Origin of the sequence: Pseudomonas sp. GD04058 (genome assembly GCF_029836855.1) — a bacterium.
GTDB lineage: Bacteria > Pseudomonadota > Gammaproteobacteria > Pseudomonadales > Pseudomonadaceae > Aquipseudomonas > Aquipseudomonas bharatica.
Genome location: NZ_JAOECN010000028.1, coordinates 1 through 22,176, shown reverse-complemented (window position 1 = coordinate 22,176; position 22,176 = coordinate 1). Strand labels below are relative to the sequence as shown.

General features: G+C 63.5%; 22 protein-coding genes. 9 read left to right on the top strand and 13 right to left on the bottom strand.

Features of this window, described 5'->3' with window-relative positions:
* The first annotated feature begins 156 nt into the window (after window positions 1-156).
* On the top strand, window positions 157-480 hold the full coding sequence (locus N7650_RS20255) for a response regulator (protein ID WP_158487720.1): 324 nt from the start codon (window positions 157-159) through the stop codon (window positions 478-480).
* 57 nt (window positions 481-537) lie between these two features.
* Here N7650_RS20255 and N7650_RS20250 read toward each other — a convergent pair whose 3' ends face one another.
* Together N7650_RS20250 and hslO are read right to left on the bottom strand one after the other, a co-directional pair.
* Window positions 538-2,079: a phosphoenolpyruvate carboxykinase gene (locus N7650_RS20250; protein ID WP_279899727.1), complete on the bottom strand. Its 1,542-nt coding sequence runs from the start codon at window positions 2,077-2,079 to the stop codon at window positions 538-540.
* A 180-nt stretch (window positions 2,080-2,259) separates the two neighbouring features.
* On the bottom strand, window positions 2,260-3,162 hold the full coding sequence (hslO, locus tag N7650_RS20245) for an Hsp33 family molecular chaperone HslO (protein WP_009400108.1): 903 nt from the start codon (window positions 3,160-3,162) through the stop codon (window positions 2,260-2,262).
* A gap of 110 nt (window positions 3,163-3,272) precedes the next feature.
* Between hslO and N7650_RS20240 the strand changes: the two genes are divergently transcribed.
* Window positions 3,273-4,076 carry a phosphatase PAP2 family protein gene (locus N7650_RS20240; RefSeq protein ID WP_009400110.1) on the top strand — a complete coding sequence of 268 codons (804 nt, stop codon included), beginning with the start codon at window positions 3,273-3,275 and terminating at the stop codon, window positions 4,074-4,076.
* On the opposite strand, the gene N7650_RS20235 is transcribed toward N7650_RS20240, so the two are convergent.
* Complete coding sequence (locus N7650_RS20235) at window positions 4,067-4,465, bottom strand: S4 domain-containing protein (protein ID WP_009400112.1); 399 nt, start codon at window positions 4,463-4,465, stop codon at window positions 4,067-4,069. The genes N7650_RS20240 and N7650_RS20235 overlap by 10 nt on opposite strands.
* Before the next feature lie 108 nt (window positions 4,466-4,573).
* Between N7650_RS20235 and N7650_RS20230 the strand changes: the two genes are divergently transcribed.
* Together N7650_RS20230 and rimK are read left to right on the top strand one after the other, a co-directional pair.
* Window positions 4,574-5,056 carry an ATP-dependent zinc protease gene (locus N7650_RS20230; RefSeq protein WP_009400114.1) on the top strand — a complete coding sequence of 161 codons (483 nt, stop codon included), beginning with the start codon at window positions 4,574-4,576 and terminating at the stop codon, window positions 5,054-5,056.
* Entirely contained in the window at window positions 5,053-5,958 is a 906-nt protein-coding gene (rimK, locus tag N7650_RS20225) for a 30S ribosomal protein S6--L-glutamate ligase (protein WP_009400116.1), read from the top strand. The genes N7650_RS20230 and rimK overlap by 4 nt, the downstream gene beginning before the upstream one ends.
* Here the strand turns inward: rimK and N7650_RS20220 are convergent.
* Window positions 5,955-7,268, bottom strand: coding sequence for an ATP-binding protein (locus tag N7650_RS20220; protein WP_064303132.1), 1,314 nt, complete (start codon window positions 7,266-7,268; stop codon window positions 5,955-5,957). The two genes, rimK and N7650_RS20220, sit on opposite strands and share 4 nt — an antisense overlap.
* Window positions 7,269-7,393: 125 nt before the next feature.
* Window positions 7,394-8,134, bottom strand: a complete 741-nt coding sequence (gene ompR / locus N7650_RS20215) for a two-component system response regulator OmpR (RefSeq protein WP_009400122.1) — start codon at window positions 8,132-8,134, stop codon at window positions 7,394-7,396.
* A 242-nt stretch (window positions 8,135-8,376) separates the two neighbouring features.
* Between ompR and N7650_RS20210 the strand changes: the two genes are divergently transcribed.
* The 4 genes from N7650_RS20210 (at window position 8,377) to N7650_RS20195 (ending at window position 13,588) form a co-directional block, all read left to right on the top strand.
* Window positions 8,377-10,695 (top strand): Tex family protein, encoded by a 2,319-nt coding sequence (locus N7650_RS20210; RefSeq protein WP_279899724.1) that lies wholly within the window; start codon window positions 8,377-8,379, stop codon window positions 10,693-10,695.
* Window positions 10,692-11,078 carry a PaaI family thioesterase gene (locus tag N7650_RS20205; RefSeq protein ID WP_279899723.1) on the top strand — a complete coding sequence of 129 codons (387 nt, stop codon included), beginning with the start codon at window positions 10,692-10,694 and terminating at the stop codon, window positions 11,076-11,078. The genes N7650_RS20210 and N7650_RS20205 overlap by 4 nt, the downstream gene beginning before the upstream one ends.
* A gap of 298 nt (window positions 11,079-11,376) precedes the next feature.
* Window positions 11,377-12,960 (top strand): glutamate--cysteine ligase, encoded by a 1,584-nt coding sequence (gene gshA / locus N7650_RS20200; protein WP_279899722.1) that lies wholly within the window; start codon window positions 11,377-11,379, stop codon window positions 12,958-12,960.
* A 1-nt stretch (window position 12,961) separates the two neighbouring features.
* A complete protein-coding gene (locus N7650_RS20195; RefSeq protein WP_009400130.1) occupies window positions 12,962-13,588 on the top strand; it encodes a TetR/AcrR family transcriptional regulator in 627 nt (208 codons plus the stop codon).
* Window positions 13,589-13,667: 79 nt separating this feature from the next.
* Here N7650_RS20195 and N7650_RS20190 read toward each other — a convergent pair whose 3' ends face one another.
* From N7650_RS20190 to N7650_RS20155, 8 genes are all read right to left on the bottom strand, one after another.
* A complete protein-coding gene (locus N7650_RS20190) occupies window positions 13,668-13,883 on the bottom strand; it encodes a TOBE domain-containing protein (RefSeq protein ID WP_009400132.1) in 216 nt (71 codons plus the stop codon).
* Window positions 13,884-13,911: 28 nt separating this feature from the next.
* A complete protein-coding gene (gene ssuB, locus N7650_RS20185) occupies window positions 13,912-14,724 on the bottom strand; it encodes an aliphatic sulfonates ABC transporter ATP-binding protein (RefSeq protein ID WP_009400134.1) in 813 nt (270 codons plus the stop codon).
* Window positions 14,721-15,518 (bottom strand): aliphatic sulfonate ABC transporter permease SsuC, encoded by a 798-nt coding sequence (gene ssuC / locus N7650_RS20180; protein ID WP_009400136.1) that lies wholly within the window; start codon window positions 15,516-15,518, stop codon window positions 14,721-14,723. Before ssuC ends, ssuB begins: the two co-directional genes overlap by 4 nt.
* A gap of 10 nt (window positions 15,519-15,528) precedes the next feature.
* A complete protein-coding gene (ssuD, locus tag N7650_RS20175) occupies window positions 15,529-16,677 on the bottom strand; it encodes an FMNH2-dependent alkanesulfonate monooxygenase (protein WP_279899720.1) in 1,149 nt (382 codons plus the stop codon).
* A 58-nt stretch (window positions 16,678-16,735) separates the two neighbouring features.
* Entirely contained in the window at window positions 16,736-17,701 is a 966-nt protein-coding gene (locus N7650_RS20170) for a sulfonate ABC transporter substrate-binding protein (protein ID WP_009400141.1), read from the bottom strand.
* Window positions 17,702-17,801: 100 nt separating this feature from the next.
* A complete protein-coding gene (gene ssuE, locus N7650_RS20165; protein WP_009400143.1) occupies window positions 17,802-18,395 on the bottom strand; it encodes an NADPH-dependent FMN reductase in 594 nt (197 codons plus the stop codon).
* A gap of 335 nt (window positions 18,396-18,730) precedes the next feature.
* Entirely contained in the window at window positions 18,731-19,369 is a 639-nt protein-coding gene (locus N7650_RS20160; RefSeq protein ID WP_279899718.1) for a peroxiredoxin, read from the bottom strand.
* A 168-nt stretch (window positions 19,370-19,537) separates the two neighbouring features.
* Window positions 19,538-20,878, bottom strand: a complete 1,341-nt coding sequence (locus N7650_RS20155; RefSeq protein WP_009400147.1) for an OprD family porin — start codon at window positions 20,876-20,878, stop codon at window positions 19,538-19,540.
* Between the two features lie 342 nt (window positions 20,879-21,220).
* Between N7650_RS20155 and tauA the strand changes: the two genes are divergently transcribed.
* The coding region (gene tauA / locus N7650_RS20150) for a taurine ABC transporter substrate-binding protein (RefSeq protein ID WP_279899716.1) at window positions 21,221-22,176 on the top strand (956 nt) is incomplete at its 3' end.

Below are 22,176 nucleotides of genomic sequence, written 5' to 3'. Positions count from 1 at the left end.
CGATGAGCCCACTACCACTGGTCGGCACCTGATAAAAATGCCTGTTGTCCATACCAGCGTTCGGGTGCCCAATCGAGGCAATGGAAGTTCACGTCCGGAATTCACTTAACGGATAGATACGTGGAGGGCCGCCAGATGAAAAGGATCCTGATAATCATGGACCAGCAGAGCATGCGACATTTTATTGTCGGCGCACTACAGAATGAGTTTGAGATAGCTACGTTCAGCAATGGGGCTCAAGGACTTCGAGAGGCCTTGAAGAAAAAGTATGACCTCGTCATTGTTGATTCGGAGCTGTTTGGCATGAGTGCGGTGGACACTCTATATAACTTCAGAAAGGCCCATAGCTCTATGCCGAGTATATTTTTGTTTTCCGAAGGTCGACAGGCGGACGCAAGAAAGTCAGACGCCAACAAGGCGCTTCTCAAACCAGTCACCTCAGAGGCATTGCTGACCGCAGTCAAAAACCTGTTGGTCTAGCCCACAAAAAAGCCCCGGCTCTTTCGAACCGGGGCTTTTCGCACAGCGCCAGTCAGCTTACAGCTGAGGACCGGCAGCCTTGATCGCCTCGGAAACTTCGAACTTCTTGAAGTTTTCGATGAACAGCGAGGCCAGGCCTTTGGCTGCTTCGTCGTAGGCGGCCTTGTCGGCCCAGGTGTTGCGCGGGTTCAGCAGTTCGGTATCGACGCCCGGAACAGCCTTCGGCACGTCCAGGTTGATGATGTCCAGGTGCTCGGTCTCGGCACCGATCAGCGCGCCGCTCTGGATCGCAGCGATCACCGCACGGGTGGTCGGAATGCTGAAGCGCTTGCCGACGCCGTAGCCACCACCGGTCCAGCCAGTGTTGACCAGGTACACCTTGGAGCCAAAGCCCTTGATGCGCTTGATCAGCAGTTCGGCGTATTCGCCGGCCGGACGCGGGAAGAACGGCGCGCCGAAGCAGGTGGAGAAGGTCGACTTGATGCCGCCGCCCGAACCCATTTCGGTGGAGCCGACCAGCGCGGTGTAGCCGGACAGGAAGTGGTAGGCCGCCTGCTCGTTGTTCAGGATCGACACTGGCGGCAGGACGCCGGTCAGGTCGCAGGTCAGGAAGATGACCGCGTTGGGCTCGCCGCCCAGGTTCTTCTCGGAACGCTTCTCGACGTGCTCCAGCGGGTACGCGGCACGGCTGTTCTGGGTCAGGCTGCCATCGGCGTAGTCGGCGTGCTTGGCGTCGTCGAGGACGACGTTTTCCAGCACTGCGCCGTGCTTGATGGCTTTCCAGATGACCGGCTCGTTCTTCTCGGAGAGGTCGATGCACTTGGCGTAGCAGCCGCCTTCGATATTGAAGACAACGCCTTCGCCCCAGCCGTGCTCGTCGTCACCGATCAGGTAACGGCTTTCGTCGGCCGACAGGGTGGTCTTGCCGGTGCCGGACAGACCGAAGAACAGGGTCACGTCGCCTTCTTCACCGATGTTGGCGGCGCAGTGCATTGGCAGTACGTCGGCGGCCGGCAGCAGGAAGTTCTGCACCGAGAACATGGCTTTCTTCATTTCGCCGGCGTAGCGCATGCCCGCGATCAGGACTTTCTTCTGGGCGAAGTTGAGGATCACGCAACCATCGGAGTTGGTGCCGTCACGCTCTGGCACGCACTCGAAGTTGGCGACGTTCAGCACTTGCCACTCTTCGCGGCCAGCCGGGTTGTACTGGGCCGGGTTGATGAACAGGCAACGACCGAACAGGTTCTGCCAGGCAGTCTGGGTGGTCATCTTGACGGCCAGGTAGTGCTCTTCGGCTGCACCTACGTGAACGTGGGAAACGAAGTGTTCCTGGGCGTTGTTGAACGCCTCGACACGGGCCCACAGGGCGTCGAACTTGTCGGCGGGGAATTTGCGGTTGATCGGGCCCCAGGCGATGGCGTCCTGGGTGCTCGGCTCTTCGACGATGAAACGGTCGACCGGCGAACGACCGGTACGGTGACCGGTTTTCACGACCAGCGCGCCGGTGTCGGCCAGCTCGCCTTCACCGCGTTTCAGTGCTTCTTTTACCAGCTCGTCGACGCTCAGATCGGTGAACACGGCGTTGTTGGCTTGCGTCATGAGATTCCCCATCCGGCCCGGTGGCCGAGTGCTCCAAACGATTTGTAGTAGATCTTTACGAACTACTACAGCGAAAAAAGTGGCCGGATTATGCCAGAAACGCCCAAAAAAAGTAGGGCCCTCCTGTCAGAACTGCTTCTTAAGCGCATTCGACAGGAGAATTCCCTGAGCGGAAACGTTTCAGTGGCGAGTATCTGACGGCGAGTCCACGCCGCCTCCAGCGAACAGCTGCTCCACATCCGCCGTATCGAAGCGATAGCGCTCGTTGCAGAACTGGCAATCGACCTCGATCTCGCCGCCATGTTCCACCAGCAGCTCGCGGGCGTCCTCGAGCCCGAGGCTGACCAGCGCGTTGCCGGAACGCTCCCGCGAGCAACTGCAACGGAACTGCAGCGGCTGGATATCGAACAGGCGCACGGCATCTTCGTGGTAGAGGCGATGCAGCAGGGTTTCGCTGTCCAGGCCGAGCTGCTCGTCGCGGCTGAGGGTGTTGGCGATGGCCGAAACGTGGGCCCAGCTGTCGGCGCGCTCATCGGCATCCGGCTGACGGTCCACCGGCAGTTGCTGCAGCAGCATGCCACGGGCGCGCTGGCCGTCGGCGCTGAGCCAGAACCGGGTGCCCAGCTGCTCGGACATGACGAAGTAGTTGGTGAAGGACTCGGCCAGGTCGGCGCCGTCCAGTTCGACGACGCCCTGGTAGCGCTTGCCGTGGTGCGGATCGATGGTCAGCGCCAGTACCCCGTTGGGCATCAGCTCGCGCAAGCCGGCGTCAACACCGAGCGCGTCGCCGTCATAGCGGGCGATACCGCGGATCTCGCGCTCGCTGGAGCACTCGACCATCAGCAACGGCACCGGACCATCGGAACGCGCCTGGAGGATCAGCAGTCCATCGAACTTGAGGGTACCGACCAGCAGCGCGGCGGCGGCCATCAGTTCGCCGAGCAGTTGTGCGACCGGTTGCGGGTAGGGGTGCTTTTCCAGCACCCGGGCGTAGCTGGTTTCAAGGCTGACGAGTTCGCCGCGCACGTCGCGCTCGTCGAAGATGAAGCGTTGGGTGAAGTCTGTATCCGGCACGTCGCTCATGGGGAATCTGCTGTCTGTAAATGTGACAAGATAATTACAAGGGTTTCGAAACCCCTATGGCAGAGCACCCTGAAGGTGCTCGCATGGCAATTTTTCTGGAGAGGTATCTTATGGACAATCGACCACTGTTCCAAGCGAGGTGGTCCTGGGGCCCATTGGCAGCCTGTACGCTGCTACCCATTGCGCTACTGTGTTTCTGGTTATGGCCTTTTGGCCAGATCCTCTGCCTGACTTTCGACGAGTGGCTGTTCCACAGTCTCAATGCACCACTGGCCGACAACGCCGCCTGGCGCTATATCTGGACCCTCGGCAGCCTGCGTCCCTTCGATATCGTCGTCGGCCTGATCCTGCTGGCCGTGCTGATCCGTGGCAATTGGGTGTTCAAGGCGCACCAGGTGCGCGAAGCCTTCTTCGGCTTCTTCGTCACGCTGCTTCTCTTAGTGGTGGTTCGCGCGCTGTTTTCCAAGTGGGTGGATGCTGCCGGCTGGCAGCATCACAGCCCGTCCATGGTGTTCGAGGATGCCATTCGCCTCAGCGATTTCTACCCGCACCTGGAAGCCACCTGGGAACTGAAGGACCGTTCCAGCAAGAGTTTCCCGGGTGACCACGCCTCGGTCCTGCTGGTCTGGGCGCTGTTCATGACCCTGTTTACCCGGGGGCTTTGGCAGAACCTGGTGGTCTGGGGCCTGGCCGTGCTGTTCATGCTGCCGCGCCTGGTCGCGGGGGCTCACTGGGGCCAGGACGACTACATCGGCGGCTTGCTGATGGCCGTGCTGGCACTGGGCTGGAGCTGCTTCACACCACTGGCTGCAAGAGCCAGCGCCGCGCTGATGCGCTGGACCGCGCCGTTGTTCGCCTTCGCCACCCGCCTGCCGGTGATCCGTCAATTGAGCGTGGTCAGCGGTCAGTCGTAATTGCCCTGGAATTGATGGATCTGCCGACGCTGCTTCTTGGTCGGCCGGCCATCGGTGGTCACGCCCAGCGCGCCGGCCTTGCGCAGCTCCGCCGCCTGTTCGCGGCGGCGGATGCTGTCTGCGGTTTCCTCGTATAGCGTCTGTGCCTCCGGCGCGCCCCGGCGCACGATGGACAGCGCCTTGACCACCACGGTCTTCTCGTCGAAACCGGTACGCAGGACGAACTCGTCGCCGATACGCGGCTCCTTGCCGGGTTTGCAGCGCTCGCCACGGCAGTGCACCTTGCCGCTCTCGATGGCGGCCTTGGCCAGGGCGCGGGTCTTGTAGAAACGCGCGGCCCAGAGCCATTTGTCCAGACGAACCTTGTCGTCGTCTTCCTGATAAGCCATGACACAGCTCCGTTGAATTGCGGTCATGGAACTGTACTACCGTAACTGACGGATGCAAAAAGTCCGCTGCCTGCTTACAGTTCACCGAATTTTCCCGGGTTGCCCATCGTGAAGACATTTGATCATCTGAGCGTTATCGGTTTGCGCGAGTGGGTGGCCTTGCCCGACCTCGGCCTGGCCGGCCTGCGCGCCAAGATCGATACCGGCGCCAGCACCTCCAGCCTGCATGCCACCGAGGTCGAGCCGTTCACGCGCAATGGTGAGCGCTGGGTGCGCTTCAACGCCCATCTGGGTTCGGTAGTGCAAATGCGTCACCGCCGCTGCGAAGCGCCGCTGGTAGCGATGAAGACCATCAAGAGCTCCAATGGCCACGCCCAGGTGCGTTACGTCATTCGCACGGCACTTGCGCTCGGCGACAGGGTCTGGGAAGTGGAGTTCACCCTGGCCTGTCGCAAGGCCATGCGCTATCGGCTGCTTCTAGGTTCCAAAGCCCTGGTGCACGGCCAACTGGTGGTCAACCCAGGGCTCAAGTATGTACAGGACAAGCCGGCGTTCCCGGCCACCATTACCCCTTCCACAGGTGCTGCATGAAGATCGCTGTGCTGTCGCGTAACCCGCGTCTGTATTCCACCCGTCGTCTGGTCGAGGCCGGTACGCAACGGGGCCATGAAGTGGTTGTGATCGATACCTTGCGTGCCTACATGAACATCGCCAGCCACAAGCCGCAGATCCACTATCGCGGCAAGCCACTGGAAGGCTTCGATGCGGTGATTCCGCGCATCGGCGCCTCGGTGACCTTCTACGGCTGCGCGGTGCTGCGCCAGTTCGAGATGATGGGCGTGTATCCGCTCAACGAATCCGTGGCCATCGCCCGCTCGCGGGACAAGCTGCGCTCGCTGCAATTGCTGTCGCGCCGTGGCATCGGCCTGCCGGTGACCGGCTTCGCCCATTCGCCGGACGATATTCCCGACCTGATCCAGATGGTCAACGGCGCGCCGCTGGTGATCAAGGTGCTGGAAGGCACCCAGGGCATCGGTGTGGTGCTGTGCGAAACCACCAAGGCCGCCGAGTCGGTGATCGAGGCGTTCATGGGCCTGAAGCAGAACATCATGGTCCAGGAGTACATCAAGGAAGCCGGCGGTGCGGATATCCGCTGCTTCGTGGTCGGCGACAAGGTGATCGCCTCGATGAAGCGCCAGGCCAAGCCGGGGGAGTTCCGCTCCAACCTGCACCGCGGTGGCACCGCCAGCCTGATCAAGGTCACCCCGGAAGAGCGCATGACCGCCATTCGTGCGGCCAAGGTCATGGGCCTGAGCGTGGCGGGCGTGGATATCCTGCGCTCCAACCACGGCCCGCTGGTGATGGAGGTGAACTCGTCACCCGGTCTGGAAGGCATCGAGGTCACCACCGGCAAGGATGTCGCCGGGATGATCATCGAGCATCTGGAAAAGAACGGCGGGCCCAACCAGACCCGCACCAAAGGGAAGGGCTAGACGGCGTCGCGCGGTAGCAGCAGGCCCAGTGGCAAGCGCACCCGGGCCTCGATCCCGCCACCGGAGCGATTGCGCAATTCCACGTTGCCGCCATGCTGGGCCGCGATCCGCCGCACGATCGCCAGGCCCAGCCCGGTGCCTTTGCCGCTGCGGGCCTTATCGCCGCGAATGAACGGGTTGAAAATGGCATCCAGCTCGGCGGGATCGATTCCCGCACCGCGGTCCAGCACGCTCAGCACCACGTATGGCGCATTGGCGTCACCCGAGACATAAGCGGCCACTTCAACGCCCTTGCCCGCGTGATGCAGCGCGTTGCCGATCAGGTTGTTGAGCAGGCGCTTGATCGAGACACGACGCAGCGGGAAGGGCGGAATCGGCTCCAGGCACAGGCGCACCTGTTCCTTGGGCTGGTTGAACGGCGCGACCACTTCGCGCACCAGGTCGCTCAGGTCCACTTCCTCGACGGGCTCGTCGCGGCCGTCGCGGATGAAGGCGAGGAACTGGTCGAGGATGGCGTCCATGTCCTCGATGTCGCGGACCATGTCGTCGGTCAGGTCGCTTTCGCTGGGCAGCATGGACAACGACAGGCGCAGGCGGGTGAGGGGGGTGCGAAGGTCATGGGATACCCCGGCCAGCATCAGTTCGCGCTCCCGGCCGGCCTGTTCCACGTCCTCGGCCATCTGGTTGAAGGCGCGGTATACCTCGGTCATCTCGCTCGGCGTGTCGCTGATCGGCAGGCGCACGCTGCGGCCCTGGCCCAGTTGCCGGGCGGCGAACACCAGGCGCTTGAGCGGCTGGTTGAGCTGGCGCACGAAGATCCACGCCGAGGCGGTGGACAGCAGGCCGATGGCGAGGAACCAGCCAAGCACGTTCCAGATTTTCTGGCCGCGCAACGGGTGCGGGTACAGCGGCACCTTGAGCCAATCGTCGCCCAGGCTTGGCGCCCTGACCCAGAGCGCCGGAGGCGAATGGACGCGCAGGCGGACCTCGGTGTCCTCGCCCAGTTCGGCCTGCATCTGGCGCTGGTAGATCTCGCTGTAGGGCCAGTGCTGCTCGCCCTCGGGCACGCCGTTGCCGGTGACGCGGATCAAGCCGGCGGCTTCGGCGACCTTGTCGCGGTTCTCCTCGTCCGCTGCCCAGTACGCACGCAGGGTCAGGGCGACGCCGTGGCTGTACTGGCGATCGACCAGCACGTCCTCGTTCATCAGCAGGTAGACCAGGGTCAGTGCCTTGGAAAACAGGACGACGATCAACACCAGCCACAGGGTGCGGGCGAAGAAGCTTTGCGGAAACCACAGTGGCGTTTTCATGGGCGACGGCTACACGCTTGGCAGGTGCGAGCGCGGCTCGCGGGCAGGGCATGAGGTGATCCAAGCAAAAGCAGGGCAACCTTGCGGTGGCCCTGCTTTCGATGACTCATCGGTAACACGTGCCATCACTTGCCGGCATTGCCGTCCGGCACGAACACGTAGCCTACGCCCCAGACGGTCTGGATATAGCGCGGCTTGGACGGGTCAGGCTCGATCATGCGGCGCAGGCGCGAGATCTGCACGTCGATGGAGCGCTCCAGTGCATCCCATTCGCGGCCACGGGCCAGGTTCATCAGCTTGTCGCGGGTCAGCGGCTCGCGGGCATGCATGACCAACGCCTTGAGCACGGCGAACTCGCCGGTGGTCAGCATGTGCACTTCGTCGCCACGCTTGAGTTCGCGGGTGGCCAGGGACAGCTCGTAGTCGCCGAAAGTGACGGTTTCGTCCTCGCTGCCCGGTGCGCCCGGTACCGTGGGCGCCTGGCGGCGCAGTACGGCCTTGACCCGCGCGACCAGCTCGTCGGGGTTGAACGGCTTGGCCAGGTAGTCGTCGGCGCCCAGTTCCAGGCCCTTGATCCGGCTCAACTCGTCGCCCTTGGCGGTGAGCATGATGATCGGCACCTGGTTGTTCGCTGCGCGCAGGCGCCGGCAGGCGGAAAGACCATCCTCGCCGGGCAGCATCAGGTCGAGGACGACCAGGTTGAACACCTCGCGCGCCAGCAGGCGGTCCATCTGTTCGACATTGGGTACTGCCCGTGCGCGATAGCCCTTGCTGGTGAAGAAACGCTCGAGAAGGCTGCTCAGGCCCGGGTCGTCATCGACGATGAGGATCTTTTCGCCTTCGGCTGTTTGTGCAGTGCTGCTCATGGGTAGCTCCTTTAATCTCGGCGCGCATTATGGCTTAGCCGCCATTTGCGGGTGCCGAGCTCATTGTTAGCAGATTTTTCCCCGTGTGCCAGCGGAATGGTCTGTCAGGCTGGCCAGCCGCTATCACCGCAAGCCTTTTGCGCTGGGTATAATGCGCCGCTTTTCACCGCGCGCCGCCATGCCCCGACGCCCTCTGGCGCCGGCCCCTGCGGCCAAGCATTCACAATTTGTCAGGTGGTTTTATGGACAGCATCAACAGCCGCATCGCCGAAGAACTCGGCGTCCGCCCGCAACAGGTCGAGGCGGCCGTGGCTCTACTTGATGAAGGCTCCACGGTGCCTTTTATCGCCCGTTACCGCAAAGAAGTGACCGGCAGCCTGGATGACACCCAGCTTCGCACCCTTGAAGAGCGCCTGCGCTACCTGCGCGAACTCGACGAGCGTCGCGCCAGCATCCTGGCCAGCATCGAGGAGCAGGGCAAGCTGACCCCGGAACTGGCCCGCGAGATCAAGCTCGCCGACACCAAGACCCGCCTCGAAGACCTGTACCTGCCGTACAAGCAGAAGCGTCGCACCAAGGGCCAGATCGCCCTGGAAGCCGGCCTCGGCGAACTGGCCGACGGCCTGCTGGCCGATCCGCAGCTGTCCCCCGAAAGCGAGGCCGCGCGCTTCGTCGATGCCGAAAAAGGCGTTGCCGACGTCAAGGCTGCGCTGGAAGGCGCCAAATACATCCTCATGGAGCGCTTCGCCGAAGACGCTGCCCTGCTCGACAAGCTGCGTAATTTCCTGACCCAGGAAGCCACCCTGTCGGCCCGCGTGGTGCCGGGCAAGGAGGAAGAGGGCGCCAAGTTCCGCGATTACTTCGAACATGACGAACCGCTCAAGGGCGTGCCGTCGCACCGTGCCCTGGCGATTTTCCGCGGGCGCAACGAAGGCGTGCTGTCCGCCTCGCTCAAGGTCGGCGAAGAACTTCCGGGCACCCTGCACCCGTGCGAACTGATGATCGCCGAGCGCTTCGGCCTGGCCAACCAGGGCCGCCCGGCCGACAAATGGCTGGCCGAAGTGGTGCGCTGGACCTGGAAGGTCAAGCTCTACAGCCACCTGGAAACCGACCTGTTCGGCGAGCTGCGCGACAACGCCGAAGGCGAGGCGATCAACGTTTTCGCCCACAACCTGCACGACCTGCTGCTGGCCGCTCCGGCCGGCCCGCGCGCGACCCTGGGCTTCGACCCGGGCCTGCGTACCGGCTGCAAGGTCGCGGTGGTCGACGCCACCGGCAAGCTGCTCGACCACACCACGGTCTACCCGCACGCGCCGAAGAACGACTGGGATCGCACCATCGCCATCCTCGCCGCCCTGTGCGCCAAGCACTCGGTGGAGCTGGTCGCCATCGGCAACGGCACCGCCAGCCGTGAAAGCGACAAGCTGATCTCCGAACTGGTCAAGAAATACCCGGCGCTGAAGATCACCAAGGTCATGGTCTCCGAGGCTGGCGCTTCGGTGTACTCGGCATCCGAGCTGGCCGCCCGCGAATTCCCCGACCTCGATGTGTCGATCCGCGGCGCCGTGTCCATCGCTCGCCGCCTGCAGGACCCGCTTGCCGAGCTGGTGAAGATCGACCCGAAATCCATCGGCGTCGGCCAGTACCAGCACGACGTCTCCCAGCTCAAGCTGGCCCGTGGCCTGGACGCCGTGGTCGAGGACTGCGTGAACGCCGTCGGCGTCGACGTCAATACCGCCTCCGTGGCCCTGCTGGCACGCATCTCCGGCCTCAACGCGACCCTGGCGCAGAACATCGTCAGCCACCGTGATGCCAACGGCGCCTTCAAGACCCGCGCTGCCCTGAAGAAAGTCAGCCGCCTCGGCGAGAAAACCTTCGAACAGGCCGCCGGCTTCCTCCGGGTGATGAACGGTGACGACCCGCTGGACGCCTCGGCCGTCCACCCCGAGGCCTACCCGCTGGTACAGCGCATCGCCGCCGATACCGGCCGCGACATCCGTTCGCTGATCGGCGACAGCGGCTTCCTCAAGCGCCTCGATCCGAAGAAGTTCACTGACGAGACCTTCGGCCTGCCGACCGTCACCGACATCCTCCAGGAGCTGGACAAGCCCGGCCGCGACCCGCGCCCCGAGTTCAAGACCGCCGAGTTCCAGGAAGGCGTCGAAGACCTCAAGGACCTGGAGCCGGGGATGATCCTCGAAGGCGTGGTGACCAACGTCACCAACTTCGGTGCCTTCGTCGATATCGGCGTGCACCAGGACGGCCTGGTGCACATCTCGGCGCTGTCCGAGAAGTTCATCAAGGACCCGCGTGAAGCGGTCAAGGCCGGCGACGTGGTCAAGGTCAAGGTTATGGAAGTGGACATCCCGCGCAAGCGCGTCGGCCTGTCCATGCGCATGAGCGACACCCCGGGCGAGAAGGTCGAGGGTGCCCGCGGCGGTCGCCAGGGTTCGGGTGGTCGCCAGCAAGGCGCGCCGGCCCGGGTCAAGGACACCCCGCCACCGGCCAACAACGCCATGGCCTCCTTGTTCGCCAACGCCAAGCAGTTGAAGAAGAAGTGACGGGCGCGCCTGAAGACATCGTCCAGAGCGCCTTCAGCCAGTTGCTGGGCTGCCGTCTGCAACGCCTCGAAGCGGGCGTTGCCGAGGTGGCCCTGGCCCTGGAGCCGCACCTGCGCAACCGCGGCGGCTTCCTGCATGGCGGGGCTATCTTCAGCCTGGTGGACATCGCCATGGGCCTGGCCTGCTCCAGCAGCCACGGCTTCGATCGGCGCAGCGTCACCCTGGAGTGCAAGATCAACTACGTTCGTGCGGTCAGCGAAGGTGAAGTGCTGTGTATAGCCCGCGTTCTCCACGCGGGAAGACGCACGCTTGTACTGGACGCCGACGTGCTTCAGGGCGACAAACTTGTCGCCAAGGCCCAGGGCACCTTCGCAGCGCTCTAGGATTTGCACGATAAGCGCCTGCGCGACGATCATGCTGCGTTGAAAACAGGCTCGGAATGCTCATTTGCAACCAGCAAACTCCGCTTCCTCGCCTGTTTTCGCCTTGCCTGATCGCCGCGCAGTCACTTCTCGTGCAAACCCTAGCCGCAAAAGGCCATCTGCGGTACTTTCGGCAGTGCGCTGGGCGCTGCCGATTCCCTGCGAAAACCAGGCGACAACGCCAGTTCCTCCTGTCCACCCTTGTAGACCGTCATTTCCACCCCCATATCGGGGCGACTGATGTGTGAAGGAATCCATCTTGAGCGAACTTCTCAACCGCCGCCTGAGCCTGCTTGGCCAGGGCGACAACCTCTCCCTGCTCAAGCAGTGCCTGCACGGCATCGAGCGTGAATGCCTGCGCGTGACCGAGGACGGTCGCCTGGCCCAGACACCGCACCCCGAGGCCCTGGGCTCGGCGCTGACCCACGAATCCATCACCACCGATTATTCCGAGTCGCTGCTGGAATTCATCACTCCGGCGCTAGCCGACCCGGCGCAGACCCTCGAAAGCCTGGAGAACATCCACCGCTTCGCCGTCAGCAAGCTCGGCAGCGAGTACCTGTGGAGCCCGTCGATGCCGTGCCCGTTGCCGGCGGAAGAGGACATCCCGATCGCCTGGTACGGCACCTCGAACATCGGCCAGCTCAAGTACGTCTACCGCAAGGGCCTGGCCCTGCGCTACGGCCGCACCATGCAGTGCATCGCCGGTATCCACTACAATTTCTCGCTGCCGGAAAAGCTCTGGCCGCTGTTGCGTGATGCCGAAGGCGGCAGCGGTGACGACCGTGACTACCAGTCGTCGGCCTACATTGCCCTGATCCGCAATTTCCGCCGCTACAGCTGGCTGCTGATGTACCTGTTCGGTGCCTCGCCGGCGCTGGACGCAGGGTTCCTCCGTGGCCGCCCGCACCAGCTCGAGTCCTTCGACGCCGACACCCTGTTCCTGCCGTGGGCCACCAGCCTGCGCATGAGCGACCTGGGCTACCAGAGCAACGCCCAGGCCGGCCTGACCCCCTGCTACAACGACCTCGCCAGCTACACCGACAGCCTGCGCCGCGCCGTGGCCACGCCCTACGCGCCCTATGTCGAGATCGGTACGCACAAGGATGGCGAGTGGGTGCAGCTCAACACCAACATCCTGCAGATCGAGAACGAGTACTACTCGAACATCCGCCCCAAGCGCGTGACCTATACCGGCGAGCGGCCGATCCAGGCGCTGGTGGCCCGGGGCATCCAGTACATCGAAGTGCGCTGCCTGGATATCAACCCGTTCCTGCCGACCGGCATCGATTTGCCGCAGGCGCGTTTCCTCGATGCCTTCCTGCTGTTCTGCGCCCTGGAAGAAAGCCCGCTGCTGCAAAACGGCGAGTGCGGCCAGTGCACCGACAACTTCCTCAAAGTGGTTAAGGAAGGCCGGCGTCCGGGCCTGCAACTGCATCGCGACGGCCAGCCGGTCGAACTCAAGGCCTGGGCCTCCGAGCTGCTGGCGCGTATCGCACCGTTGGCCGAACTGCTCGACCGCAGCCAGGGCAGCGATGAGCACGCCCGTGCCCTCGCCACCCAGGCGGCCAAGGTCGACGACCCGGCGCTGACCCCGTCGGCCCAGGTGCTCGCCAGCATGACCGCGCACCAGGAAAGCTTCGCCGCCTTCGCCCTGCGCCAGAGCCAGCTGCATGCCGACTACCTGCGCAAGGAGCCGCTGCCGGCTGACGAGCAGGCGCGTTTCGAAAGCCTGGCCCGGGCTTCGCTGGAAGAGCAGGCGCGTCTGGAACAGCAGGAAGTCGGCGACTTCGACCTGTTCGTCGGCGCCTACCAGGCCAGCATCCTGGCGATCAGCAACTGACATGAGCCGCGGCAGCACCCCTCGCAAACCCCGCGCCCGCAGCCAGGCGCGGATCGACTCGATCCTCGACGCGGCCCGCACCTTGCTGGCCAGCGAGGGCGTGGCCAGCCTGTCGATCTACAGCGTCGCCGAGCGCGCGCAGATCCCGCCGTCGTCGGTCTATCACTTCTTCGCCAGCGTCCCGGCCTTGCTCGAGGCGCTGACGGCGGATGTACACGGCGCGTTTCGCGCCTGCCTGCAGGCGCCCATCGATACCGCGAGCCTGACCGGCTGGCGGGACCTGGCGCGGCTGGTGGAAGCGCGAATGCTGGAGATCTATCAACAGGACGCCGCCGCCCGGCAACTGATCCTCGCCCAGCATGGCCTGAGCGAAGTGACCCAGGCCGACCGCCAGCACGATATCGAGCTGGGCGACCTGATGCACAAGCTGTTCGAGCAGCATTTCCGCTTGCCGGAGCTGCCGCATGATGTGGATGTATTTGCCTTGGCGATGGAGCTGAGCGACCGGGTCTATGCCCGTTCGGTGCAGGTGCACGGGCAGATCACGCCGCGCATGGCGGAGGAGGGGATGCGGGTGTTCGAAGCGTATGTGGGGCTGTATCTGCCGCCGTTCCTGCCCAAGCATTAAAAGCATCGCTGGCAAGCCAGCTCCCACAGGTCCGGCGTACACCGGACCTGTGGGAGCTGGCTTGCCAGCGATTGGGGTTTCACAGTTTCGCGATGGAAACCTCGGTCGATTTCACGAAGGCAATCACTTCGCTGCCGATGGTCAGCTCCAGCTCCTTGACCGAACGGGTGGTGATCACCGAAGTGACGATGCCCGAGGCGGTCTGCACGTCGATTTCCGACAGTACCGGGCCTTCCAGGATTTCTTTCACGGTGCCTTTGAACTGGTTACGTACGTTGATCGCTTTGATAGTCATCTGCTTGCTTCCTTCGTAGGTTCTGAGGTCAATGAGCCCAGCGCAGTTGCGTAGGCAAGGGTGCTACGGGTTCGGGCCCGGGCGGAGTGCCAGGGATCGAGAGAACACGGTTGAGTACTTCGGTTTCCAGCGCGGCCAGGCGGTGCGAGCCACGTACCCGTGGGCGCGGCAGGTCCACGTGCAGATCGAGGCCGATTTCGCCGTCCTCGATCAGGATCACCCGGTCGGCGACCGCTACCGCTTCGCTGACGTCGTGGGTCACCAGCAGCACCGTGAAGCCGTGCTTGCGCCAGAGGTCTTCGATCAGTTGCTGCATTTCGATCCGGGTCAGGGCATCCAGGGCGCCCAGCGGTTCGTCGAGCAGCAGCAGGCGCGGCTGGTGGATCAGGGCGCGGGCCAGGGCCACGCGCTGTTTCTGTCCACCGGACAGGGCTGCCGGCCATTCATTGGCACGGTCGGCCAGGCCCACCGCTTCCAGTGCCTGCCTGGCACGTTCCTGCCACTTGCCTTCGAGACCCAGGCCGACGTTGTCGATGACCCGCTTCCACGGCAGCAGGCGCGCTTCCTGGAACATCAGGCGGGTGTCTTCGCGAGCGTCCGACAGTGGCGCGCTACCGGCCAGCAATTCACCACCGGTCGGTTGGTCGAGGCCGGCCAGCAAACGCAGCAGGGTGCTCTTGCCACAGCCACTGCGGCCGACGATGGCGACGAACTGGCCGGCCGGGATGTGCAGGTCGATATTGCGCAGGACCTTGCGTTGGCCGAAGGTCTTCTCGACCTTCTGCACCGCCAGCGGGATGCCACGCAGCAGGCGCGGCGGCTGTTCCTTGAGAACGGTCATGCGCGGTCTCCCTTGCTCACTTGATAGGCCGGGTGCCAGCGCAGCCAGACACGCTCCAGGCCGCGGGCAGCGAGGTCGGCCAGCTTGCCGAGCACCGCGTACAGCACGATCGCCAGCACTACCACGTCGGTCTGCAGGAACTCGCGGGCGTTCATCGCCAGGTAGCCGATGCCGGAGTTGGCCGAGATGGTCTCGGCGACGATCAGGGTCAGCCACATGAAGCCGAGGGCGAAGCGCACGCCGACCAGGATCGACGGCAGCGCACCCGGCAGGATCACCTGGCGGAACAGGGCGAAGCCGCTGAGGCCGTAACTGCGGGCCATTTCCACCAGCGCCGGATCGACGTTGCGGATGCCGTGGTAGGTGTTCAGGTAGATCGGGAACAGCGTGCCGAGGGCGACCAGGAAGATCTTCGCCGACTCGTCGATGCCGAACCACAGGATCACCAGCGGGATCAGCGCCAGGTGCGGCACGTTGCGGATCATCTGCACCGAGCTGTCCAGCAGGCGCTCACCCCAGCGCGACAGGCCGGTGATGAAGCCGAGCACCAGGCCGATGCTGCCGCCGATCAGGAAGCCCAGCCCGGCACGCCAGCCGCTGATTGCCAGGTGGGTCCAGATTTCGCCGCTGCGCACCAGTTCGACGCCCGCGGAAATCACCGCGCTTGGCGCCGGCAGGATGCGGGTCGACAGCCAACCGGCGCTGACCGCCAGTTGCCAGATCGCCAGCAGCGCTACCGGCAGGGCCCAGGGCGCCAGGCGCTGGACCCAGGAGTTGGAAGAAGAACGACTCATGGCGTGATCCTCAACGCTGCGCCGCGGCTTTGGGCAGGATGTCGTTGGCCACCATCTCGCCGAACGGGCTGACATAGCCACGCTCCTGCGGCAGGGCCGGACGTTCGACATCCAGGTGCGGGAACAGCAGTTCGGCCACGCGGTACGACTCTTCCAGGTGCGGGTAGCCGGAGAAGATGAAGGTGTCTATGCCCAGCTCGGCGTATTCCTTGACCCGCGCCGCCACGGTCGGGCCATCGCCGACCAGCGCGGTACCGGCACCGCCACGCACCAGGCCGACGCCGGCCCACAGGTTGGGGCTGACTTCCAGGTTGTCGCGGTTGCCACCGTGCAGGGCAGCCATGCGTTGCTGGCCGACCGAATCGAAGCGCGCCAGGGAAGCCTGGGCACGGGCGATGGTGTCGTCGTCCAGATGGGAGATCAGGCGTTCGGCGGCTTTCCAGGCCTCGTCGTTGGTTTCGCGGACGATCACATGCAAGCGGATACCGAAGCGCACGGTACGGCCCAGCCTGGCGGCCTTCTCGCGGACTTGCGCGATCTTCTCGGCCACCGCGCTCGGCGGTTCGCCCCAGGTCAGGTACAGCTCGACCTGCTCGGCGGCCAGGTCCTGCGCGGCATCGGAAGAGCCACCGAAATACAGTGGCGGACGCGGTTGCTGGATCGGCGGATAGAGCAGCTTGGCGCCCTTCACCGTGATGTGCTTGCCGTCGTAGTCGACGGTCTCGCCTTCCAGCACCCGACGCCAGATGCGGGTGAATTCCACCGATGCCTGGTAACGCTCTTCATGGCTGAGGAACAGGCCGTCGCCGGACAGTTCGTCAGGGTCTCCACCGGTCACCAGGTTGAACAGCGCGCGCCCGCCGGACAGCCGGTCGAGGGTCGCGGCCTGGCGTGCCGCCACGGTCGGCGAAATGATCCCCGGACGCAGGGCGACGAGGAACTTCAGGCGCTGGGTCACCGGGATCAGCGACGCGGCCACCAGCCAGGAGTCCTCGCAGGAACGCCCGGTGGGGATCAGCACGCCGCCGAAGCCAAGACGGTCGGCCGCCTGTGCCACCTGCTGCAGATAACCGTGATCGACGGCGCGAGCGCCTTCGGCGGTGCCAAGGTAATGGCCGTCGCCATGGGTCGGAAGAAACCAGAAAACGTTGAGGCTCATTGGAGTTGTCTCCTAAGGGTGGCTCAGACCGGGGCGACGCCCCGGCTCGGGCGAAACGTCAAGGTGCGGTGGCGACCTTGGCCGGCGGCGTCCAGATCACGTCCTTGATGCTCAGCGGCTTGGGGATCAGCTTCAGGCTGGTGAAGGTGTCGGCGATCTTCTGCTGCGCGGCGACCACTTCCGGGGTCAGGAAGCCGGCACCGTAGCCCTGGCGCTTGACCGAGGTCAGGGTGATGTCGGCGGGCAGGCCGAGCAGCGGCGCGACCTGGTCGGTCACTTCCTGCGGGTTGGCCTTGGACCATTCGCCCACGGCACGCACCTCGTCCACCAGGGCGCTGATCACTTCAGGGTGCTTCTGCGCATAAGGCTTGGTGGCCAGGTAGAACTGATGGTTGTCGACGATGCCCTGGCCATCGCGCAGGGTGCGGGCTTGCAGTTGTTGCTCGGCGGCGGCCTGGTACGGGTCCCAGATCACCCAGGCATCGACGCTGCCACGCTCGAAGGCGGCGCGGGCATCGGCGGGCGGCAGGAACACCGGCTGGATGTCGCTGTATTTCAGGCCAGCGTCCTCGAGGGCGCGGACCAGCAGGTAATGCACGTTGGAGCCCTTGTTCAGGGCGACCTTCTTGCCCTTGAGTTCCTTGACCGACTGGATCGGCGAACCCTTCGGCACCAGGATCGCTTCGCTGTGCGGTGCTGGCGGCTCGTAGGCCACGTACAGCAGGTCGGCGCCGGCGGCCTGGGCGAAGACGGGCGGGGTTTCGCCGGTCACGCCGAAATCGATGGAGCCGACGTTAAGACCTTCCAGCAGTTGCGGGCCGCCGGGGAATTCAGTCCATTGCACCTGCACGCCCTGGGCGGCGAGGCGCTTTTCCAGGCTGCCCTTGGCCTTGAGCAGAACCAGGGTGCCGTACTTCTGGTAGCCGATACGCAGGGTTTCGGCCTGGGCTTGGGTGATGGCGCCGAAGGTAACAGCCGCAGCGAACAGAGCGGCCAGACCACGACGCAAAACGACAGTGCGCATAGCGCTCTCCTTTTGCAGTGTTGGGATTCGGGCTGCACCTGCTTGCCTCGTTGTCGGGCCAGTAAGGTGGGGGTTGCACGATGAAACGGGTGCTACAGGATCAGATGCTCCAGCGGGCACTGATCAGGCGTTCGTTGAGCAGGCCGGGCGCCAGGGGTTTCGGGCGACGGGCCAGGGCGCTGTGGAACAGCTCCAGGGATTCGTTCAGGCGCTGCTCCAGGGCGGGCGCCAGATGGGCCGGGACATTGCCCTGGCCGTAGGCGACCTGGCTGTCGTCGGCGAAGATCCCTTGCAGGGTCTCCTGCGCCTTCAAGGCCGAGAGCACCGGTTTCAGGGCGTAGTCCACCGCCAGCATATGGGCGATGCTGCCGCCGGTTGCGATGGGCAGCACCACCTTGTGACTCAGGGCGCGCTCGGGGAGCAGATCGAGCAGGGTCTTCAGGGCGCCGGCGAACGACGCCTTGTACACCGGGGTGGAAACGATCAGGCCGTCGGCCTGTTCCACCAGCTGCTGGAAATGCTGGACCTGAGGGCTGTCGAAACGGGCATGAAGCAGATCTTCGGCCGGGAAGTCCCGCACCTGGAATGTCACCACTTCCACGCCCTGGCCTTGCAGCCAATCGCGTGCGCGTTCGAGCAGCACGCCGGAGCGTGAACGCAGGCTGGGACTTCCACCGATAGAAACGACCAACATTGAATGCGCATCCTTGGAACTGTTCGAAAGGCCCGCGAGTTAGGAGGCTCGCTGGAATGGGGTGACATTAACAGGTGCTTGCATATATCTAGAAATCATATTTTTTCATTTGTTTATATGAATTGGAGATATGTCTTTTGGCCTGTGGAGATCTCCTGTGGGAGCTGGCTTGCCAGCGATGAGGCCGGCATGGGGAAAGGTGTTGGCCGGCCGGGCCCTATCGCTGGCAAGCCAGCTCCCACAGGGTTCTCCACAGGTTTCGGGAGCGTGGAATTGCAGGCAAAAAAAAGGGCCGTCGAAACGGCCCGAAAATCCCTGCGATGGCTAAATCAGAATCAACGGTTCGGCTGTGGGGTCAGGCGCAGGTACGGCTTGACCGCGCGGTAGCCCTTGGGGAAGCGGCGCTTGATCTCTTCCTCGTCCTTCAGCGACGGCACGATCACCACTTCGTCACCGTCCTGCCAGTTGGCCGGGGTGGCCACCTTGTGGTTGTCGGTGAGTTGCAACGAATCGATCACCCGCAGGATCTCGTGGAAGTTGCGCCCGGTGCTGGCCGGATAGGTGATGGTCAGGCGGATCTTCTTGTTCGGGTCGATCACGAACAAGGAGCGCACGGTGAGGGTATCGTTGGCGTTCGGGTGGATCAGGTCGTACAGGTCGGAAACCTTGCGATCGGCATCGGCCAGGATCGGGAAGTTGACCGTGGTGTTCTGGGTTTCGTTGATATCGTCGATCCAGCGGTGGTGGGAGTCCACCGGGTCCACCGACAGGGCGATGGCCTTGACGCCGCGCTCGGCGAACTGTTCCTTCAGCTTGGCGGTGAAGCCCAGCTCGGTGGTGCACACCGGGGTGAAGTCGGCCGGGTGCGAGAACAGCACGCCCCAGCTGTCGCCGAGCCACTCGTGGAAGCGGATCTTGCCGGCGCTGGAATCCTGTTCGAAGTCGGGGGCGATATCGCCGAGTCTGAGGCTCATGGTGCGGCTCCTTGGCTGTTCGTTGATGGACTCAACTGTGCCTGTAGGCCGAGCAAATTAAAAAGAATAAATATCGATTTATTTAGATCTTAAAGAGATAACAAATGGCGGACAAAACAACGCCCGCGCAGCACGGGGCCGGGCGGGCGTTGGGTATCTCGCGGCGGGTTACAGCAGCGGGACGGAGTAGCTGAGGATCAGGCGGTTTTCGTCCTGGTCCTTGGTGTTGGCAACGTTGCTGCGCCAGGTGGCATTTTTCCACATTACGCCGAAGCCTTTGAGGGTGCCTTCCGGTACGACGTAAGCCAGGGTGATGTCACGTTCCCACTCTTTGCGGTCACCGATGGTGGAATCGATGTCGTCGCCGCGCAGGTAGGTGACGCCAGCAGTGGCGCCAGCCAGGCCGACCTTGGCGAAGTCGTAGGAGTAGCGGGCTTGCCAGGTACGCTCACCGGCACGACCGAACTTCTGGATCTGCGAGTCGGTGATGGTGTAGTTGGACGAGCCGTCACCCTGGTTCAGCCAAGGGAAGTCGCTGTCGCCATTGCTGACCTGATAGCCGCCACCAAAGGTGTGACCGGCAACGGTGTACAGGAACAGGGCGCTGTACAGGTCGTTGTCGACCTTGCCGCGAGTCTTGACCGGATTGTTCGGGTAGTAACCGGTGGTGTACCAGGCAGCGGTATCGCCGTTCTTGCCGTCATCGGTGCTGTGGAAGTAGCGGAAGTCGGACTTCAGCACGCCCGGGCCGATAGCCCAGTTGTGTACCGCACCCAGGAAGTGCTGGTTGTAGAAGTTCTCCAGGCCGCCGTACCAGTATTGCAGCAGGAGATCCTTGTTGACCTTGTAGTCGGCGCCGGCATAACGGAACTGGTTGCTATATTTGCCGTTGCGGAAGTTGCTGGACTGGTTGGCACCCGCAATGGACAGGCCTTCGGTGCTCGAGGAGTTACGGCCCTTGACGTGCTCGATCTGGCCGGCAGTCAGGGTCAAGTCCTTGATTTCGTTCGAGACGATCTGGCCGCCTTCGAAGGTCTGCGGCAGCAGGCGACCATCGTTGTACGAGATGACCGGGTTCTTCGGCAGCAGGGTGCCGTAGCGCAGTTCGGTCTGGGAGATCTTGACCTTGGCGGCAGCGCCCAGGCTGGAGTAGTCGTTGACAGCACGGCCATCGCTGTCGGTCGGGAAGACGGTGCCGCCGTAGGCGTCGCTGCTGGCATTGCCGTGACGGCCTTTGCCGGAGTCCAGGCGGATGCCCAGCAGGCCGATTGCGTCGACGCCGAAGCCTACAGTGCCTTCAGTGAAGCCCGAGGTGTAGTCCAGTTGGAAGCCTTGGCCCCACTCTTCCTGATAGTTGACGGTGCCGTTGCCGTGATTGCGGTTATCGGTGTTGATATAGAAGTTACGCAGCTTCAACGTAGCCTTGCTGTCTTCGATAAAACCGGCAGCGCCTGCTTGCTGGGCCAGTACCCCAAGGGCGACGGCAAGAGTCAGGGTCGACTTCTTCATGGATGAATTGCTCCTCTCTGTTTCTAATTCTTGTGGTTCGTTAACGGTCGGGTCTTGCGCCCCACTCGTTGTCGATGGGCGATTAGCACCAATGGATGACCATCGAGTCAATCGTAACCAGTCGTTTCAAGACTTTGGTCTAATGCGCCATGCTGGGGGCGAAGGATAATTACAATTCGATAAACCTAAAAAGAATTATTTTGTTTTTTTTAAGATTTTTTTGACATAAACAACAAAAATTTCACATCGCTTCGGGCACATAAGCTAATGCCCATAAATTATTTCTGGTTGGTTTTTTAGATCATTTAGATTCATGGCTTTCCCCTTCCGGAATTCCCCGCCATGAAGCCGTCACGTCCGCTCAAAGTATTCACTGCCCTGGCCCTCACCGGCTTGACCCTGGTCAGCCATGCCGCCGGTCTCACCGTGGGTTACCAGACCGGCATCGATCCGAGCAAGGTGCCCCAGGCCGATGGTGCCTACGAGCAGGCGATTGGCGAGAAGATCGACTGGCGCCGCTTCAACAGCGGGCCGGAAGTGGTCACCGCGATTGCCTCCGGCGACGTGCAGATCGGCAACCTCGGTTCCAGCCCGCTGGCCGCTGCCGCTTCGCGCAAGCTACCGATCGTGGCCTTCATCGTTTCGGCGCAGATCAACGCCGCCGAAGCGCTGGTGGTGCGCAATGGCAGTGGTATCGACAGTCCGAAGGACCTGGTCGGCAAAACCATCGCCACCCCGTTCGTCTCCACCTCCCACTACAGCCTGCTCGGTGCCCTCAAGCACTGGGGGCTCGATACGCGTCAGGTGAAAGTGGTGAACCTGCAGCCGGCGGAAATCGCCGCGGCATGGAAGCGTGGGGATATCGATGGCGCCTTCGTCTGGTCGCCGGCGCTGGGGGAGATCCGCAAGACCGGCAAGACCCTCACCGACGCCGCCGAAGTCGGCGGCTGGGGCGCGCCGACCTTCGAAGTGTGGGTCGCACGCAAGGACTTCGCCGAGAAGCACCCGGACGTCGTGGCGAAGTTCGCCAAGGTGACCCTGCAATCCTTCGCCGACTATGCGGCGAACAAGGCGCAGTGGACTGCCGACTCGGTGCCGGTACAGAAGATCGCCAGGCTGACCGGCTCCAATCCCGCCGATGTGCCTGAACTGCTCGCAGGCTCCGCCTTCCCCGACGCCCAGGCCCAGGCCGGCCTGCTGCAAGGCCAGACCCCGGCGGCGATCGCCGAGACGGCAAAATTCCTCAAGGAGCAGGGCAAGGTGGAAACCGTGCTGCCGGACTACGCGCCCTTCGTCAG